The organism is Staphylococcus caprae, assembly GCF_002902725.1.
GTDB classification, from domain to species: domain Bacteria; phylum Bacillota; class Bacilli; order Staphylococcales; family Staphylococcaceae; genus Staphylococcus; species Staphylococcus caprae.
The window spans coordinates 1-17,304 of sequence record NZ_PPRT01000013.1 but is presented as its reverse complement, the minus strand read 5'-3'; the positions used below and the strand labels follow the sequence as shown (position 1 = coordinate 17,304).

17 protein-coding genes are annotated in these 17,304 nt (G+C 35.2%); 9 read left to right on the top strand and 8 right to left on the bottom strand.

The window, feature by feature from the left end; genetic code table 11:
- Positions 1–62: 62 nt before the first annotated feature.
- The 4 genes from CD155_RS02695 to CD155_RS02680 form a co-directional block, all read right to left on the bottom strand.
- On the bottom strand, positions 63–1,253 hold the full coding sequence (locus tag CD155_RS02695; protein WP_103212444.1) for an ornithine--oxo-acid transaminase: 1,191 nt from the start codon (positions 1,251–1,253) through the stop codon (positions 63–65).
- Positions 1,254–1,579: 326 nt separating this feature from the next.
- On the bottom strand, positions 1,580–2,707 hold the full coding sequence (locus CD155_RS02690) for an NADH-dependent flavin oxidoreductase (protein ID WP_103212443.1): 1,128 nt from the start codon (positions 2,705–2,707) through the stop codon (positions 1,580–1,582).
- A gap of 336 nt (positions 2,708–3,043) precedes the next feature.
- Positions 3,044–3,424: a S1 domain-containing post-transcriptional regulator Ygs gene (gene ygs, locus CD155_RS02685; RefSeq protein ID WP_002441796.1), complete on the bottom strand. Its 381-nt coding sequence runs from the start codon at positions 3,422–3,424 to the stop codon at positions 3,044–3,046.
- 226 nt (positions 3,425–3,650) lie between these two features.
- Complete coding sequence (locus tag CD155_RS02680; RefSeq protein WP_103212442.1) at positions 3,651–4,244, bottom strand: peptidylprolyl isomerase; 594 nt, start codon at positions 4,242–4,244, stop codon at positions 3,651–3,653.
- A 65-nt stretch (positions 4,245–4,309) separates the two neighbouring features.
- On the opposite strand from CD155_RS02680, the gene CD155_RS02675 reads away from it, so the two are divergent.
- The 9 genes from CD155_RS02675 to CD155_RS02635 all read left to right on the top strand — a co-directional run bounded on the left by CD155_RS02675 (position 4,310) and on the right by CD155_RS02635 (position 12,024).
- Positions 4,310–4,690: a kinase-associated lipoprotein B gene (locus tag CD155_RS02675; RefSeq protein ID WP_002441791.1), complete on the top strand. Its 381-nt coding sequence runs from the start codon at positions 4,310–4,312 to the stop codon at positions 4,688–4,690.
- Positions 4,691–4,874: 184 nt separating this feature from the next.
- The gene (locus CD155_RS02670; RefSeq protein ID WP_103212441.1) at positions 4,875–7,280 is read left to right on the top strand and encodes a Na+/H+ antiporter subunit A; all 2,406 of its coding nucleotides are present in this window, start codon (positions 4,875–4,877) and stop codon (positions 7,278–7,280) included.
- The gene (gene mnhB1, locus CD155_RS02665; RefSeq protein ID WP_103212440.1) at positions 7,273–7,701 is read left to right on the top strand and encodes a Na+/H+ antiporter Mnh1 subunit B; all 429 of its coding nucleotides are present in this window, start codon (positions 7,273–7,275) and stop codon (positions 7,699–7,701) included. Before CD155_RS02670 ends, mnhB1 begins: the two co-directional genes overlap by 8 nt.
- Positions 7,701–8,048, top strand: a complete 348-nt coding sequence (gene mnhC1 / locus CD155_RS02660; RefSeq protein ID WP_103212439.1) for a Na+/H+ antiporter Mnh1 subunit C — start codon at positions 7,701–7,703, stop codon at positions 8,046–8,048. The genes mnhB1 and mnhC1 overlap by 1 nt, the downstream gene beginning before the upstream one ends.
- Positions 8,035–9,531, top strand: coding sequence for a Na+/H+ antiporter Mnh1 subunit D (gene mnhD1, locus CD155_RS02655; protein WP_103212438.1), 1,497 nt, complete (start codon positions 8,035–8,037; stop codon positions 9,529–9,531). The genes mnhC1 and mnhD1 overlap by 14 nt, the downstream gene beginning before the upstream one ends.
- Position 9,532: 1 nt before the next feature.
- Positions 9,533–10,012 carry a Na+/H+ antiporter Mnh1 subunit E gene (gene mnhE1, locus CD155_RS02650; RefSeq protein WP_002441780.1) on the top strand — a complete coding sequence of 160 codons (480 nt, stop codon included), beginning with the start codon at positions 9,533–9,535 and terminating at the stop codon, positions 10,010–10,012.
- Complete coding sequence (mnhF1, locus tag CD155_RS02645) at positions 10,012–10,305, top strand: Na+/H+ antiporter Mnh1 subunit F (RefSeq protein WP_103212437.1); 294 nt, start codon at positions 10,012–10,014, stop codon at positions 10,303–10,305. The genes mnhE1 and mnhF1 overlap by 1 nt, the downstream gene beginning before the upstream one ends.
- Positions 10,283–10,639: a Na+/H+ antiporter Mnh1 subunit G gene (mnhG1, locus tag CD155_RS02640; RefSeq protein ID WP_002441776.1), complete on the top strand. Its 357-nt coding sequence runs from the start codon at positions 10,283–10,285 to the stop codon at positions 10,637–10,639. Before mnhF1 ends, mnhG1 begins: the two co-directional genes overlap by 23 nt.
- Positions 10,640–10,866: 227 nt before the next feature.
- A complete protein-coding gene (locus CD155_RS02635; protein WP_103212436.1) occupies positions 10,867–12,024 on the top strand; it encodes an FAD/NAD(P)-binding protein in 1,158 nt (385 codons plus the stop codon).
- A 77-nt stretch (positions 12,025–12,101) separates the two neighbouring features.
- On the opposite strand, the gene CD155_RS02630 is transcribed toward CD155_RS02635, so the two are convergent.
- The 4 genes from CD155_RS02630 to CD155_RS02615 all read right to left on the bottom strand — a co-directional run bounded on the left by CD155_RS02630 (position 12,102) and on the right by CD155_RS02615 (position 16,833).
- Positions 12,102–12,476, bottom strand: a complete 375-nt coding sequence (locus CD155_RS02630) for a PaaI family thioesterase (RefSeq protein ID WP_002441773.1) — start codon at positions 12,474–12,476, stop codon at positions 12,102–12,104.
- Positions 12,477–12,498: 22 nt separating this feature from the next.
- Positions 12,499–13,815, bottom strand: coding sequence for a Na+/H+ antiporter family protein (locus CD155_RS02625; RefSeq protein ID WP_037541241.1), 1,317 nt, complete (start codon positions 13,813–13,815; stop codon positions 12,499–12,501).
- 215 nt (positions 13,816–14,030) lie between these two features.
- Positions 14,031–15,512, bottom strand: coding sequence for a M17 family metallopeptidase (locus tag CD155_RS02620; RefSeq protein ID WP_103212435.1), 1,482 nt, complete (start codon positions 15,510–15,512; stop codon positions 14,031–14,033).
- 112 nt (positions 15,513–15,624) lie between these two features.
- Positions 15,625–16,833 (bottom strand): NAD(P)/FAD-dependent oxidoreductase, encoded by a 1,209-nt coding sequence (locus CD155_RS02615; RefSeq protein ID WP_070832126.1) that lies wholly within the window; start codon positions 16,831–16,833, stop codon positions 15,625–15,627.
- Positions 16,834–17,304: the final 471 nt, after the last annotated feature.

Below are 17,304 nucleotides of genomic sequence, written 5' to 3'. Positions count from 1 at the left end.
ATTGTAACACAAGTATACGCTTTTTAAAGAGTTTACAAAGCGAATGTTACAACTTTTTGAACTTATTCAAACACACTTTTAATCTTCTCTATCGCTAAGTCTAATTCCTCTTTAGTAATTACTAATGGTGGTGCAAATCTAATCACCGTATCATGTGTTTCTTTACACAATAAACCCTTTTCTTTTAGAGCTTCACAGTATGGTCTAGCACTTTCATGAAGTTCAATACCAATGAATAAACCTCGACCACGAACTTCTTTAATGGAAGGATGTTCAATTTTTTGTAATTCAGATTTGAAATACTCTCCTAGTTCTAATGAACGACCTGGTAAATCTTCATCAACAATGACATCTAATGCAGCAATTGAAACGGCACATGCGAGTGGATTTCCACCAAATGTTGAGCCATGAGACCCTGGTGTAAACACATCTAGCACCTCATTATCAGCTAAGACAACTGAAATAGGAAGTACGCCACCGCCCAATGCCTTACCTAGAATATAAACGTCTGGTTTAACATTGTCCCAATCTGTAGCGAATAATTTACCTGAACGGCCTAACCCTGCTTGAATCTCATCTGCAATAAATAAAATATTATGCGCATCACATAATTCTCTAATTGCCTTAAGATAGCCTTCTGGTGGTACATTAATGCCTGCTTCACCTTGAATAGGCTCAACCAAGATAGCTGCAGTGTTCTCATTAATCGCTGCTTTAAGTTTATCTACATCACCAAAGTCAACTTTACGGAAACCATCCAATAATGGACCATAGCCACGTTGGTATTCCGCTTCAGATGACAATGATACAGGCGCCATTGTACGTCCATGGAAATTACCATTAAACGCAATAATCTCTGCTTTGTTAGGTTCAATGCCCTTAACATCATATGCCCAACGTCGTGCAGCTTTAAGAGCAGTTTCAACTGCTTCAGCCCCTGTATTCATCGGAAGCGCTTTATCTTTGCCTGCTAATTTACAAATTTTTTCATACCATAAACCCAAGTTATCACTGTGAAATGCACGCGAAACTAATGTGACTTTATCTGCTTGATCTTTCAATGCTTGTATAATTTTCGGATGACGATGCCCTTGATTCACCGCCGAATAAGCTGAAAGCATGTCCATATATTGATTGCCTTCTGGGTCTTTAACCCATACACCCTCTGCTTCTGAAATAACAATTGGAAGTGGTACGTAGTTCTGTGCCCCATAGTGGTTTGTTAATTCAATAATTTCTTCAGATTTAGTCATAATATCTCCCCTTTGTTTTAAAATAATGAAAACGTATTACCAATATCATAACTTATTTCTTACGGCTCTCATACTTATTTTTGATTGAAAATGAAAATCCAACAAACACTGTGTCAAAGGCATTCTTCACAACAATATTTTAGAGTTAGAAAAAGTATATTTTATTTATGAAAGCCCTTACAAGTATAATGACACAACTCTGTTACAATTTACAAGCAAAACTTTCTATAATTTCACAATTTTTAAAATACAGTTTGCAATATTTTGGTATAAAAAATAATCCAAGCCCTACATGTTAAAAGTAGAACTTGGATTAAACTTATTTCCTATTTATCTTTACGTGGTAATGGATAAAATCCTTCATTGAATTGTTGCCATAAATTTGGTGGTAGATGATGCTTATCTTCTCTATTAGGATCGAATTCGTTAATAATTTCATCTTCACGACCGTCTTTAATTTTACCAACGAAGTCATAGTCAAGTAAGATTTCTCGTCCTAATGCAACTAATTCTACACCCACGTCATTGACAGCATGTAGCGCATCATCAGGTGTAAATACTGAACCTATACCCACAAGCGGCATACGACCATTAATCCAATGATGGATAAGTTTAAGACGATTTTCTCCTTTATATTTACCTTCACGTGTTTCAGAATCAATATCCATGATGGATACATGAATATAATCTAGTGGTTCATTAGCGATTTGGTTAATTAATTGTTCAGTGATTTCCATTGAAATGCCTGGTGATTCAACTTCTTCAGGTGATAATCTATAACCGATAATAAAATCATCAGAAGCATATTCTTTCTTAGCTTTAACAACTTCTTTAATTACAGCCATTGGGAATTTGAGGTTATCAGCCCATACATCGTTTCTTCTATTATAATAAGGAGAAACAAACTGATGAATAAGATAGTGGTTAGCACCATGAATTTCCACACCATCAAACCCTGCTTCAATTACTCTACGTGTAGCTTCACCAAAATCTTTAATAGTTTGTTCGATTTCATCTGATGTCATTTCACGTGCATCATGAGCTTCTTCTTGTCCAAAACTTTTAAGTGTCATAGGACTTGGAGCTACAACATCACCTTGAGGTGTTAAGTTAGGTAGTGATTGTGCGCCACCATGATGAATTTGAACGAGCGCTTTAGCACCATTTTTCTTCATTGCTTGTGCGAGTGTTTTTAATCCTTCTATATCTGAATCATGCGCAACTGATGGCTGTCCTGGAAAAGCTTTTCCTACATCGTTAATATTACTTGCTGCATTGATAGCTAAACCGACATCTTTAGAGCGCTTCTCAATATAAGGTACTTCCACATCAGAAATCGTACCATCATCATTTGATGAAATATGGGTTAACGGAGCTAAAACAAATCGATTTCGTAACTCTACGCCATTTGGTAAAACGACTGGTTCGAATAAAGGTTCATATTTACTATTCATGTTATTGATACTCTCCTTATTTTAATGCTGTCATGAATATATCATGTAAGTTTCATACAACCCTAATTATTTGCTTGCACGTGCATATAAAACTAGGCAACACTAAGAGATGGGTTACAGTAGCATACTTCGTATTGTTTAACTCCTTTGTCGCGGGCATGACTTGGGAGAGATACAGTAATATCATTTCGTAAAACGATTCTCGTTATTCCTCTATGTCCCTAAATATAAGAAAAAACGATAACCTTCACGAGATAATGTCGTAAAGATTATCGTTATTATGTGATTACTTGCCCTTCGCAAGCTTCATCACATATGGCACGAATGTACAGTCATTCAGTCATTACGAATCGCACGTTTTGACTGTTTGATCCAGACCGGTAAGCGTTCTTCAAGTGTTTGAAACCCATACTTTTCCGTCTCTCTTATTTCATCTAAGACTGACTGCTTTTCTTTTTTACGTTCATAATTTTTAAAGTAATCATTATCCTTTAAAGACAAGTTCAGTTTACCTTCTTCATCGATTGATAAAATTTTAGCTTTAACAACTTGCCCTTCAGATAGGAATTTCTTCAAGTTATGGACATAATCATCCATGATTTCAGAGATATGGATAAGTCCTTCAGTATGGTCAGGGGTCTCAACAAATGCGCCATACGGTTGAATACCAGTCACACGTACCTTGATATGTTGACCTACTTTGTAGTGATTATTCAACGTGATAACCCCTTATTTCGATTTTTCTTAACACACATATCATAGCATAAATCATTTTTTTGGACTAACTAAAACGATAATAAATTTCAATTATTCTAAAAATTATTGTGCGAAACGTAATGCTACCCCACTCGACTTCTAAGATTAACCAAAATAAAAAAGCTTTAAGTCGTATGGTTTGTATCAACACATTACAACTTAAAGCTCAAACGTTTAACTTTTAAATTTATTCTTCAACATCAATTGATTCGATAACCACGTCATAAACTGGTTTATCTTGTGCACCAACTTTTGTATTTGCAATATCTTCTAAAGTAGATTCACCATCAATTAATTGACCAAATACAGTATGTTTTTGATCTAACCAAGGTGTACCGCCCTTTTCACCATAAGCTTCTACAATTGGTTGTGGCCAGCCACCGTCAAGTAATTGATTTAACATATTTTCAGGAACTTCTTTCATTTGAACGATAAAGAATTGAGAACCATTTGTATTAGGTCCAGCGTTTGCCATAGAAAGTGCCCCATATAAATTGAATGCTTCTAATGAAAATTCGTCTTCGAAAGCACCACCATAGATACTTTCACCGCCCATACCTGTAGCTGTTGGGTCACCACCTTGAACCATGAAATCATTGATTACTCTGTGGAATGTCACACCATCATAGTATCCATTTTTAGAATGTGTAACAAAATTTTCAACTGTTTTAGGTGCAATGGCTGGGAATAACTTAAATGTCATGTCACCTTTGTTCGTATGCATGACAACTTTAATTTCATTATCTTGAATCTCTTTATTTAACTGAGGATAGTTCGTCATTTAAATTCTCCATTCGTGTTATGATATATGCATATATTAACACATTTGAAAGGTAGGAATATAGCATGTTATATCGATTTGCTCACAAGACAGGAAGCTACGGTGTGAGTATTAAAGAAGATGATGGTGATCAAGTCTTAGTCCAAGTGGAACAAGTGATTAAACATCCTAAACAAGGTGATTTGCACAATCCAAATGAAACTGAAGGTGTCTTCTTCCATGAACGCAAAGCACTAAGTCACTTCGAAAAACGTTACGCCAAACGTTCACAACTGAGAGAATTCAACGTTGAAGAAATGAACTATGAAGATTCACTTCAACAAGCCATTACAAATTTAGAACACCAATTAGAAGAAGACGATTCTGAACATGCACGTCTATCACTTAAAAATTTAAACGCACTTAAAGAAGATTATTCAATTCAATATAAAAGAAAATTCACTTAAAAATCATATTAAAATAACATCAATAGACATGAATTTATAAAAATTTTTACCCAAATTTTGACGTGTTTCTTCTTATTTAACAGTCCTTTAAAATCAATGCCTATAAGCGTTGACGAGGTTTTTCAGAAGAAGTTCATTCATGTATAATGTTATTCATAAATATATTTTAAAGGAGGACAACATAGTGAGTTGGTTACATATTGCGGTACTCCTACCGTTAATATTTGCACTCATTATTCCTATCCTATATCGATTCGTTAAACGTATACATTTAGGATGGTTTGTATTACCTGTCCCAATTGTCTTATTTATTTATTTTATTTCTTTAATTTCAATAACGATGTCAGGTAATACCGTAATGAAAACCTTAAATTGGATGCCACATTTTGGAATGAACTTCAATTTATATGTGGACGGTCTCGGACTGTTGTTTAGTTTACTCATCACAGGTATAGGTAGCTTAGTTGTTTTATATTCTATTGGCTATTTAAGTAAATCTGAGCAACTCGGGAATTTTTATTGTTATTTATTACTATTTATGGGCGCAATGTTAGGAGTTGTACTCTCTGATAACTTAATTATTTTATATCTATTTTGGGAGTTAACTTCATTTTCTAGCTTTTTACTTATTTCATTTTGGAGAGAGAAGAAAGCTTCTATATATGGTGCGCAAAAGTCACTTATCTTAACAGTGTTAGGTGGACTTAGTTTATTAGGAGGTATCATCCTCTTATCTTTAGCTGCAGATACATTCAGCATTCAAACAATGATTGAAAAAGCGAGCGAGATTCAAAACAGTCCATACTTTATCTTAGCAATGGTACTTGTTATGATTGGCGCATTTACAAAATCGGCTCAAGTCCCATTTTACATATGGTTACCTGATGCAATGGAAGCACCTACCCCAGTAAGTGCCTACTTACACTCTGCGACAATGGTTAAAGCAGGTCTTTATTTAGTAGCAAGAATGACACCTATCTTTGCAATCTCTGAAGGTTGGGTGTGGACCATCACTTTAGTAGGACTAATCACACTATTTTGGGCATCGCTGAATGCAACGAAACAACAGGATTTAAAAGGAATCCTAGCGTTTTCAACTGTGTCTCAACTCGGTATGATTATGTCAATGTTAGGTATTGGTGCTGTGAGTTACCATTATCAAGGTGCTGATAGTCAGCTGTATGTTGCAGGTTTTGTCGCTGCAATTTTCCATTTAATTAATCATGCTACATTTAAAGGTGCATTGTTTATGATTACTGGTGGTGTAGATCACGCTACAGGTACTCGTAACGTTAAGAAATTAGGTGGATTACTTACAATCATGCCAATTTCATTCACGATGACTATCATCACCGCATTAAGTATGGCTGGTGTGCCACCATTTAATGGTTTCTTATCTAAAGAGAAGTTTTTAGAGGCTATGATTGACGTTACTCATGCAGATTTAATGAGCTTAAACACATTAGGTATTATTTTCCCAATTATTGCGATAGTAGGAAGTATATTTACCTTTGTTTATTCTATTAAATTTATTATGCATATATTCTTTGGGAAATATAAACCTGACAGTTTACCGAAATCTGCACATGAATCATCGATGTTAATGCTTTTATCTCCAATTATTTTAACTATATTAGTGGTGGTATTTGGACTTTTCCCAAGCATATTAACTCAATCAATTATTGAACCTGCAACACAAGCAGTAAGTCAAACAACTGGAATCACTGCTGAATTCCATCTTTTCCATGGAATTACGCCGGCATTTATCTCTACTTTAGTCATCTATGTGGTCGGTATTTTACTTATTCTTACGTTTAGTTATTGGGTTCGGTTACTCGAAGCACAACCTAATCAACTTAAGTTTAACTATTGGTATGACACGACAGGTCGTGTAGTTCCAGGCTATTCTGAAAATATGACAAATAGCTATGTTACAGGTTTTTCTAGAAATAATTTAGTCATTATTTTTGGCATCTTAATACTACTTACATTCGTAACCTTACTAAGTGTGCCATTTCACATTACCTTTAAAGATGTAAGTCAGCTTCGTATATTTGAAGGTGGCATCGTGATATTCTTACTTATTGCCTCATTCTTGATTATATTTGCGAAATCACGCTTATTTAGCATTATTATGTTGAGTGCAGTCGGTTATGCAATATCTGTATTATTTATATTCTTTAAAGCACCGGATTTAGCCTTAACTCAGTTTGTAGTTGAGTCTATCTCAACAGCTTTATTCTTATTATGCTTTTATCATTTACCTAACCTTAACCGCTACAATGAAAAGCCTTCATTTAAAGTTACGAATGCTTTGATTTCTATTGGCGTAGGTTTAGTAGTCATTATTTTAGGTTTAATCGGTTATGGAAATAGACATTTTGGTTCTATCACGAAGTATTATCAAGATCATGTTTACGATTTAGCACACGGCAAAAATATGGTGAACGTTATCCTTGTTGACTTCCGTGGCATGGATACATTATTCGAATCATCTGTATTAGGTATCGCCGGTTTAGGTGTATATACAATGATTAAGTTACGCCTTAAACAGAAAAATCAATCAAGCGAGGTGACTGACCATGAATAGACAAAAGAATAACTTAATGTTTCAATACGCAGCTATCGTCATTTTCTTCATGGTCGTCGTCTTTGGATTCTCACTATTTCTAGCTGGGCACTATACACCCGGAGGAGGATTCGTCGGAGGTTTATTATTTGCGAGTGCACTTCTAGTCATTACAATCGCTTTCGATGTTAAAACAATGCGTAAAGTCTTCCCGTTAGATTTTAAAATTCTAATAGGTGTAGGTTTGTTATTCTGCGTAGGTACGCCTATTGCCAGTTGGTTCATGTCAAAAAACTTTTTCACACATGTCACTTTTGACATTCCGTTACCCCTTCTTGAACCTATGCATATGACGACTGCGATGTTCTTCGACTTTGGGGTACTTTGTGCAGTAGTAGGAACTGTAATGACAATTATTATTTCGATTGGAGAGAACGAATAGTGGAAATTATCATGATATTTGTTAGTGGTATTCTCACAGCAATTAGTGTCTATCTCGTTTTGTCTAAAAGTTTGATACGAATTATTATGGGGACTACGCTACTAACACACGCTGCAAATTTATTTTTAATTACTATGGGCGGTTTGAAACATGGTACGGTTCCTATCTATGAAAAAGGAACTCCGAGCTATGTCGATCCTATCCCACAAGCACTAATTTTAACTGCTATCGTTATCGCATTTGCGACAACAGCATTGTTCTTAGTTCTTGCCTTTAGAACTTATAAAGAACTAGGTACAGATAACGTTGAACGTATGAAAGGAGCGCCGGAAGATGACAGAGAGTAACTTGCTCGTTTTAACCCTTGTGATACCTATTCTAACTGCAATTTTACTCATCTTTATTGGAAAGCGCCCGATAATCAAGCGTTATGTTGCACTGATTGGTTCAGCACTCACACTCATTGTGGCTATCATTAATTTAAGAAATGTATTACACGATGGTCCTTTGAAAGTAGAATTAGGTTCATGGAAAGCACCTTACAGCATTGTGTTTGTATTAGATGTTTTTAGTGCTTTACTTATCATCACAAGTATTATTATTACGATTTTAATTATTTTATATTCATATCGTTCCATTGGTATAGATCGAGAACGCTATTACTATTACTTTTCTATCATGTTTATGTTAATCGGTATTATCGGTGCATTTACGACTGGTGATATCTTTAACATGTTTGTATTCTTTGAAGTCTTTTTAATGTCTTCATATTGTTTATTAGTTATCGGTACCACGAAAATCCAACTCCAAGAAACAATCAAATATATATTAGTGAATGTCGTATCGTCATCATTCTTTGTTATGGGTGTCGCGGTACTTTATTCAGTAGTTGGTACTTTAAACTTAGCACACATTAGTGAAAGATTATCTAATCTATCTGTTCACGATAGTGGTCTCGTCAATATCGTCTTTATCTTATTTATTTTCGTCTTTGCCACTAAAGCTGGTGTATTCCCTATGTATGTATGGTTACCAGGTGCGTATTATGCCCCACCTGTTGCTATTATTACATTCTTTGGTGCACTACTTACCAAAGTGGGTGTATACGCCATTGCAAGAACATTGAGTTTATTCTTCAATAGTACGGTTAGCTTTTCACACTATGTGATTCTTTTCTTAGCGTTAATGACAATCATTTTCGGATGTGTGGGCGCAATAGCCTATTACGATACGAAGAAGATTATTCTTTACAATATTATGATAGCGGTTGGCGTTATCTTAGTTGGCGTTGCCATGATGAACGAGGCAGGAATGATGGGCGCAATATACTATACGATTCACGATATGTTAGTTAAAGCTTCACTGTTCTTACTCATCGGAGTGATGTATAAGATTACGAAATCGACCGATTTACGCAAGTTTGGTGGTTTAATTCAAGGATATCCTATTTTAGGATGGACATTCTTTATCGCTGCATTGAGTCTTGCTGGTATACCACCGTTAAGTGGTTTTTACGGGAAATTTTATATTGTTCAGGCAACATTTGAAAAGGGATTCTACCTAAGCGGCATCATAGTCCTCCTATCTAGCTTAATTGTTCTATATTCAGTGATTCGAATCTTCCTTAAAGGCTTCTTCGGCGAGGCAAGAGGCTATGATACAACGCAGAAAGTGAAAGTCAAATACCTGACTACAATTGCAGTAGTATCGACAGTAATTACAGTCCTATTCGGATTATCGGCAGATGTACTGTTCCCTATCATTAAAGAAGGCGCTGAAACATTTACTGATCCAAATATTTATATTCATAGCGTTTTAGGAGGTAAATAATATGGCCGCACAATTTATCGTAAACTTATTAGTCGCAATGATTTGGTTATTCGTTACAGACAGTTACACGTTAAATAACTTTGTATTGGGCTTCATCTTTGGCCTTGTTCTTGTCTACCTCCTACATCGTGTCATGCCAGGTCGATTCTACTTGGTAAGAGTGTATCGCATCATTATGTTAGTGCTCACATTTTTAAGTGAATTGATTAAGGCTAATTTTGATGTCCTGAAAATTATTTTAAAACCAAGTATTACGAATAAGCCAGGATTCTTCGTGTATGAAACAGACCTCAAGACAGATTGGCAAATCGTATTACTTTCAAATCTCATTACATTAACTCCAGGGACGGTAGTATTAGGTATCAGTGATGATCGCAAGAAAATCTATATCCATGCGATTGATTTTAGTACTAAGGAAGAAGAAGTAGAAAGTATCAAATCATCTCTAGAAAAGGTAGTAAGAAAGGTGGGTGAAAAATAATGACACATAACATATTTATCGTCATTGCACTTATTATTGTCGTATTATCAATGTTAGCAATGCTTGTACGTGTCATTTTAGGCCCTTCTTTAGCCGATCGTGTAGTTGCACTAGATGCGATTGGACTACAATTGATGGCAGTCATTGCCTTATTTAGTATTTTACTAAATATTAAATATATGATTGTAGTTATTTTAATGGTAGGTATACTCGCCTTTTTAGGGACGGCAGTCTTTTCTAAATTTATGGATGAAGGTAAGGTGATTAAGCATGATAGCAACGATCGTCACTAGTATTGCAATAATCTTTGTCGTACTAGGTGCTTTAATAAGTGCCTTTGCAGCCATAGGTTTATTACGATTAAAAGATGTATATTCTAGAGCACATGCTGCTGGTAAAGCGGCCACACTTGGTGCCATGTTCTTACTCTTCGGTTCTTTCTTATATTTCATTGGTACTGAAGGTTATGTCAATATGCAATTAATTATTGGAATTATCTTTGTCTTTATCACCGGTCCCCTTTCAAGTCATATGATTATGAAAGCAGCTTATAATATTCAAACACCTTATAGTAAAGAAACAAAAGTAGATGAAATAAAAGACGATATGAAGGATACGAAATTGTAGAATTCATGCGATATGCCCTCAAAAGTTGGAAAAAACCAATTATTGAGGGTACTTTTTTGTGAAAATCTCCTATTTGATGATGCTACACAACATCTTTCTCTTAATTTGCAATTTAGTCGAATGCACCTTACCTTCCGATATTTATTTTGTACTCTTAGATGAAATGTGATACTATTTAAATCGTAATTATTTCGATTTAACTTTTCAAAAATAAAGGAGCGGTTTGAATGCATTGGACAATAATCGGTGGTGGTATTCAAGGAACAACGGTAGCAATCAAATTAAGACACGAAGGTTTAGAAAAAGAGCAATTGACCATTATTGATCCTTATACAACTTTATGTGAACAATTTAATCAGTTCACCCAGCGTATTAGCATGCCTTTCTTGAGGTCACCATTCGTGCATCATATACATCCCCAACCCTTTCATCTCAAGCAATACGCAAAATTAAATCAATACACCTCAGCTTATTATGGTCCATACAAACGTCCACAAAGAGATATGTTTATGCATCATGTCCATGATTTAGTGCACCAGTACGAACTCAATGATTGTCACATTCAAGGTGCCGTATCTAAATTAAACCGCCATAGAGGTAAGTGGCAAGTTCAATTAAAGAGTGGCAAGATGGTCACGACTGACTGTGTTGTGATTGCAAGTGGATGTAATCATAAGCCTTTCATACCTGAACAATTTAAAGAGAATGCAAAGGTTACTCACATATTTGATCTTAATTACAATGCTGAAATAGACAGTAAAACAAATCATGTTGTAGGTTCTGGTATATCTGCTGCACATTTAACTTTGAAATTATTAAACCATCAAAATAGCAATGACATCATACATCTTTGGCTTAACAAACAAATTGAAATACATGATTTCGATGCAGATCCAGGATGGTTGGGTCCTAAACGAATGAATCAATTATCAGTGATTTCATCATCTGCAGAACGGATGAAGCTCATAGAGCAAGAACGCCATAAAGGGTCAATGCCTATGGAATTATTCTTACGTTTGAAGAAGCATGAACAAACCGGTAGATTAAAGCTACATCATTCACCTATTGACGAAGTGCGTTCTAATCAAATTGTTTCTGAATGTCACACCTATCCTTACCAACACATCCTACTTGCAACTGGATTTGTAAATCAGTTAGGTGATCAACCATTTGTACGCGCTCTGATTCACGAAGAAGATGCCCCGCTAAATGAGTGTGGTTATCCATCATTAACGTATGATCTTGAGTGGCTACCACAATTATTTGTGATGGGCGGACTTGCTGATCTTGAATTAGGTCCCTTTGCTCGAAACATTATGGGTGGTAAAGAAGGTGCTGAACGTATTAGTAAAGCGTTAAGCCGTTTAAGTAAAAAGATATCGTAGTATAAAAAAGCGCGTCCTTAGATTGTAAACTAACATGTTTTTTAACAATCTAAGGACGCGCTTTATTTGTATAATATTTATTTGATTGGTTTGATGGCTATTGTGCCTCGCATAATGCTGATTAATTGATGATTGTCATCTTTTATTTCAACGTTCCATACTTGAGTTGATTGACCTTGATGCACAATCGTTGCAGTTGCAGTTACACGACCTTCTCTTGTAGAGCGTATATGATTCGCATTCATTTCTAAACCTAAAGGTATATATTGATTTGTATCTATTAAATTTGCTGCTCCCATAGAGCATGCTGTTTCACCTAAAGCTAGACTCGCCCCACCATGTAAATAACCGAAAGGCTGTTTTACCTTGTCAGTGACTGGCATAGAAATGATTACCTTGCCGTTGTCTTCATTTTCAATTCGCATTTCAAATGTCTCTAAAAGATTCGTCATGCTTTACACCTCATTTCATATTTTATAGTACCATAGCAGCTATCGTACCAAAAATCATTAGAGGTATATTATAGAATAAGAAATTCGGCACACATGTGTCACGAATATGATCGTGTTGACCATCAATATTTAGCCCTGCCGTTGGACCTAATGTTGAATCACTAGCGGGTGAACCTGAATCACCTAATGCACTCGCTGTACCAATGAGCGCAATCAGTGCCATCGTATCAAGACCAATGGATGCACCAAACGGTATAAATAATGACGCTATAATTGGAATGGTCGCAAATGAAGAACCAATGCCTAACGTAACGATAAGACCAATCACGTACATCATTATAATACTAATCAATTTATGATCACCTGTCAGACTCGTTAAACCTTTCACTAAGGTATCAATATCTCCTGTCGCATTCATCACTCCAGCAAATCCATTTGCCGTTAAAATAACTACACCAATGTAGGCCATTATTTTAATACCATCTACAAATTGTTCGTCTAATTCATACCACTTATATACTCTTGAAACAAAGAAGACAAGTACACCTGCAAGTGCACCAAATATCATAGAATCTGTAAATGTTTGAACTAAGAAAGTAGCTAATATCGCAATGACAGTCACGATTAACACATAAGGCTTTAATTCAGTCACTGTTTCACGATTGTTCACATTGCGTTGCTCGTAATCACGTGGCTTTCTATAAACGATAAGGCCTAATATCAGCCCTACAATATAACCCATTGATGGAATCAACATCGCTTTCCAAATCATGTTAAATTCAATTGGATGATGTGCCTTTTGGAAACCGCTTTGAATAATTTGTTGGAAAATTTGACCGAAACCATAAGGAAGTAGAACATATGGCCAACATAATCCAAAACCAATGACTAGACCAATGAGTCGTCTATCGATCCTTAAATCATTAAATAAACTAATTAATGGTGGTATAACAATTGGAATAAATGCGATATGTACTGGAATTAAGTTTTGACTCATAATACTCATTGCTAATAATGCAATTATAATGATGACTTTCACTTTTATTCGAGAGAGCCTACTATTTTCAGAGTGAATGCCTTCAATGATTTTACCGACTAAGTAATCAGTAATCCCACTATAAGAAATGAGTGCCGCAAATCCTCCTAATAAAGCATAACTCAATGCAACTTCTGCACCGTCTGTAATATTCTTTCCAAATACACTAATAACTTTCTCAACACTCATGCCAGAAATTAAACCACCCACAAGTGCACTGATAAATAAACTAATGACTACGTTTAATCTACATAGACATAACACAATCATTAGTATTACCGCTATGACAACTGCATTAACCATGACGCTCTCCATCCTTTATCACTCTATCGAACTAAAGTATTTATAATCTACATAGTAGCAATACATGATTTCAATGTCAATGTTAAAAGAGATCAGTCGCTTACGTTTTCCCCGGACAAAAATTCATAATTAAAATATAAACTTTGAAGGGAATTTTCCGTCATCCGACTAATCTCTAAATTTATATTGTTATCCATTTCTATGAGTGAATATATTTATTTATATTGCTGTTTCATCCATTCAATTACAGTAGGAATCATATAGCCTGTAGGTCCTTTAGGTCCTTTGAATGTAGCTCTGTTAATCGTAGCAGGACCTGCAATATCAAAATGAATATGTGGCGTCTGACCACTAAAGTGAGTAATAAACGCTGCTGCAAATAATGCTTTACCATGCCCATTCGTATGATTAACTAAATCAGCAACATCTGATTTCTTTATTAATTGCTCTTCCGTTTCTGTCATTGGTAATTCAAATACCTTTTCATCAACAGCTCTTGCAGTACCTAACAAGCTGTTGATTTCATTTTCAGCGTGAGAGTGAAAGGCAGCTGCCTTATCTTCGCCAAGTGCTACTACTGCAGCTCCAGTCAATGTTGCAAAATCCAATATAAGATGAGGTTGGAATTGTGTGGCATAAAATACAGCATCTCCCAATACCATACGACCCTCAGCATCACTATTTAACATTTCAACTGTCTCACCATTTAATGCAGTAAACACATCATCAGGTTTCATAGAGGCTTCGTTAATCATATTCTCAGCAGAAGCAATAATTCCTACCACATTCACAGGTAAACGTAATTTCGCGATGCTATCTATCATACCCACGACATTCGCAGCCCCGCACATATCAAATTTCATCGTCTGCATACCCATCTTAGACTTTATACTATAGCCGCCTGAATCATATGTAATTCCCTTACCAACTAACGCAAGTGGCGCTTCGTCTTCCTTGCCACCGTTATATGTCATCGTAATTAATCTTGGACCATTTACAGAACCTTTACCTACCGCATGAAGGAGACCAAACCCTTCAGACACAATCGTTTCAGCATCTTTAATATCTACCGTAACTTCACTTTCTTTAAAATGATCATCAATTTCTTCGGCAAAGTATTTCGGTGTCAGAATATTCGGAGGCATTTGACTCAATTCTCGCGCAAGATTAATAGACTGTCCTAATTGCTGACCTTCTTGAATATAAGAATCTATATCTTTATGAGTAGTTTGGATACTAATATTTAGTTGATACGGTGCCTTTTTATCTGATTTATAATTATCGAATTGATAAATGGCTTGTTCACTTTGTAAGCCGAACGCTTTAGCGACTTCTGAAGGATGATTATATTTAGAGATAAACGTATCTAAGAGTAACTCTGCTTCATTGATATGTTCTGCCTTTATATATTGAAAAGTATGCCCCCATACCTTTAATAATTGTTGATATGACAGATTTTTTAAGTTACCTAATCCAACTGTTAACAAACGTTTAGGTTGGTTATTTATATAAAACATAGTTGAAGATACTTTTCCTACTGAACTGCCAATAATGTGATGCTGTTTTAACGTTTTAAGTTGGTCGGTCATTGATTCGTCATAGTATTTCACATCATTTAATTGATTAATATGATCTGGTAAACCAATCACAAGTGTTTCTATAGGCTGTTTAGATTCTTTATTGATTTGAAAATTCATTATCTTCCTCCGTTCCACATGTGTGTATGTATATTGTGATATAAATAAATATTAAAAAACCTCCCGCTCGTGAGCAGGAGGCAAAATACATAATATGTTAATATGACTTAGTTTAGAATTTACCTTTTTTGAAAGCTAAACCTATGCCACCAATTTTGAATACAGCACGTGTATCAATGACTTTCTTCATGAATGCAGCTTTTTTACCTGCAATATCTCTGCCATAAACGATACCTACACCATCATGAGAACCTAATGAGCAAACTGTACCACGGTTAACATAGTGGAAGTCTTCTTTAGCTTCACCATTTAAGATATGTTTAATATTTTTAGCAACATGTTCACCTTGTTGCATCGCAATTTGTGCTGTAGTTGGTAATGGACGTTCTTCACCTTCAGGAATAAACGCTGAACAGTCACCAATTACAAAGATATCGTCATGACCTTCGATAGTTAAATCTTGTTTGTTGATGATACGTCCACGTTTAACACCTTCAAATGATTCTTCCATTAAGTGGCTACCACGAACACCAGCAGTCCAAACTGAAGTACCAGCTTCTAATTGTTGTTTTTCTCCGTTTACTTCTACTACGAAACCTTTGTCGTTACAAGCAACGATTGGCGTAGCAATTTTAAATTCTACACCGCGGTCTTCTAAGAAGTTTACAGCATAGCTAACAAGTTCGTCAGAGAACATTGGTAACATTTTAGGTGCAGCCTCAACACAAGTAATTTTTACTTTGCTTTGGTCAATACCATATTTACTGCATAATTCTGGAATTCTTTCAGTTAATTCACCTAAAAATTCAATTCCAGTAAAGCCAGCTCCACCTACTAAGATTGCTAAATCTTTGTCATCTTTTTCTTTAGAAGCTGCATAGTTAGCAAATTTATCTTCAATGTGACGAGATAATTTACGAGAAGTTAAAACGTTCTCAATTTGGAAAGCATAGTCTTTCATACCATCAATGCCAAATGTTTCACTTACGAAACCTAATGCTACAACTAAAACATCGTAGTCGTATACACCTTTATCAGTTTCAACACGTTTAGCATTGCGATCAATTTTTGTTACTTCAGCCACAACAAAATTTACTTTATCTTGTTTTAAAGCACTTTCAACTGGATAAATTAAGTCTTCATAGTTGATAGTACCAGCAGAAGCTTCATGTAACCATGTTGATTCATAATGATATTCATTTTTGTTGATTAAAGTAATTTCTGCTTCATCAGAAGAAATTTCTTTTTGTAATTTAGTAACAGTTTGTAAACCAGCATAGCCGGCACCTAAAACTAATACTTTCTTACGATTTTGAGCCATCTCTAATTCACCTAAGCTTTCATAATATTTTAACCAAAATGAAGATTAAGGCTATAAACTTATGACAAAGTAAATTGCCTTATCATTATAGACTTCCTCGACATCTTAAATTATAACGTCTTTTAATCAGGCCAAATCTTTAGTTGTTCACACAAAAGACAATTTTTAATCCAACTATAATTTTATAGCTTTTACACTACATTTTCAAGTTACAACAAGCGAGATTGTGAAATTTTTAATTTAACGAATGCTTCCTAAAATGAAGTGTAAATGTGTACCAATTTTAATTAAGAGACGATCCATTAAATTAAATATTATCCAAACAATTACACACTGACTTATACCCTTTTAAATATTTTTAAAATACAAAAAAGAGGCTGGGACATAATTAATTGTCTCAGCTTTCTTTAACATATTGGCAGTAGATGTCTGAATTGAAAGTGCGCTTATATCAAGCTTCTTTCAATCCTA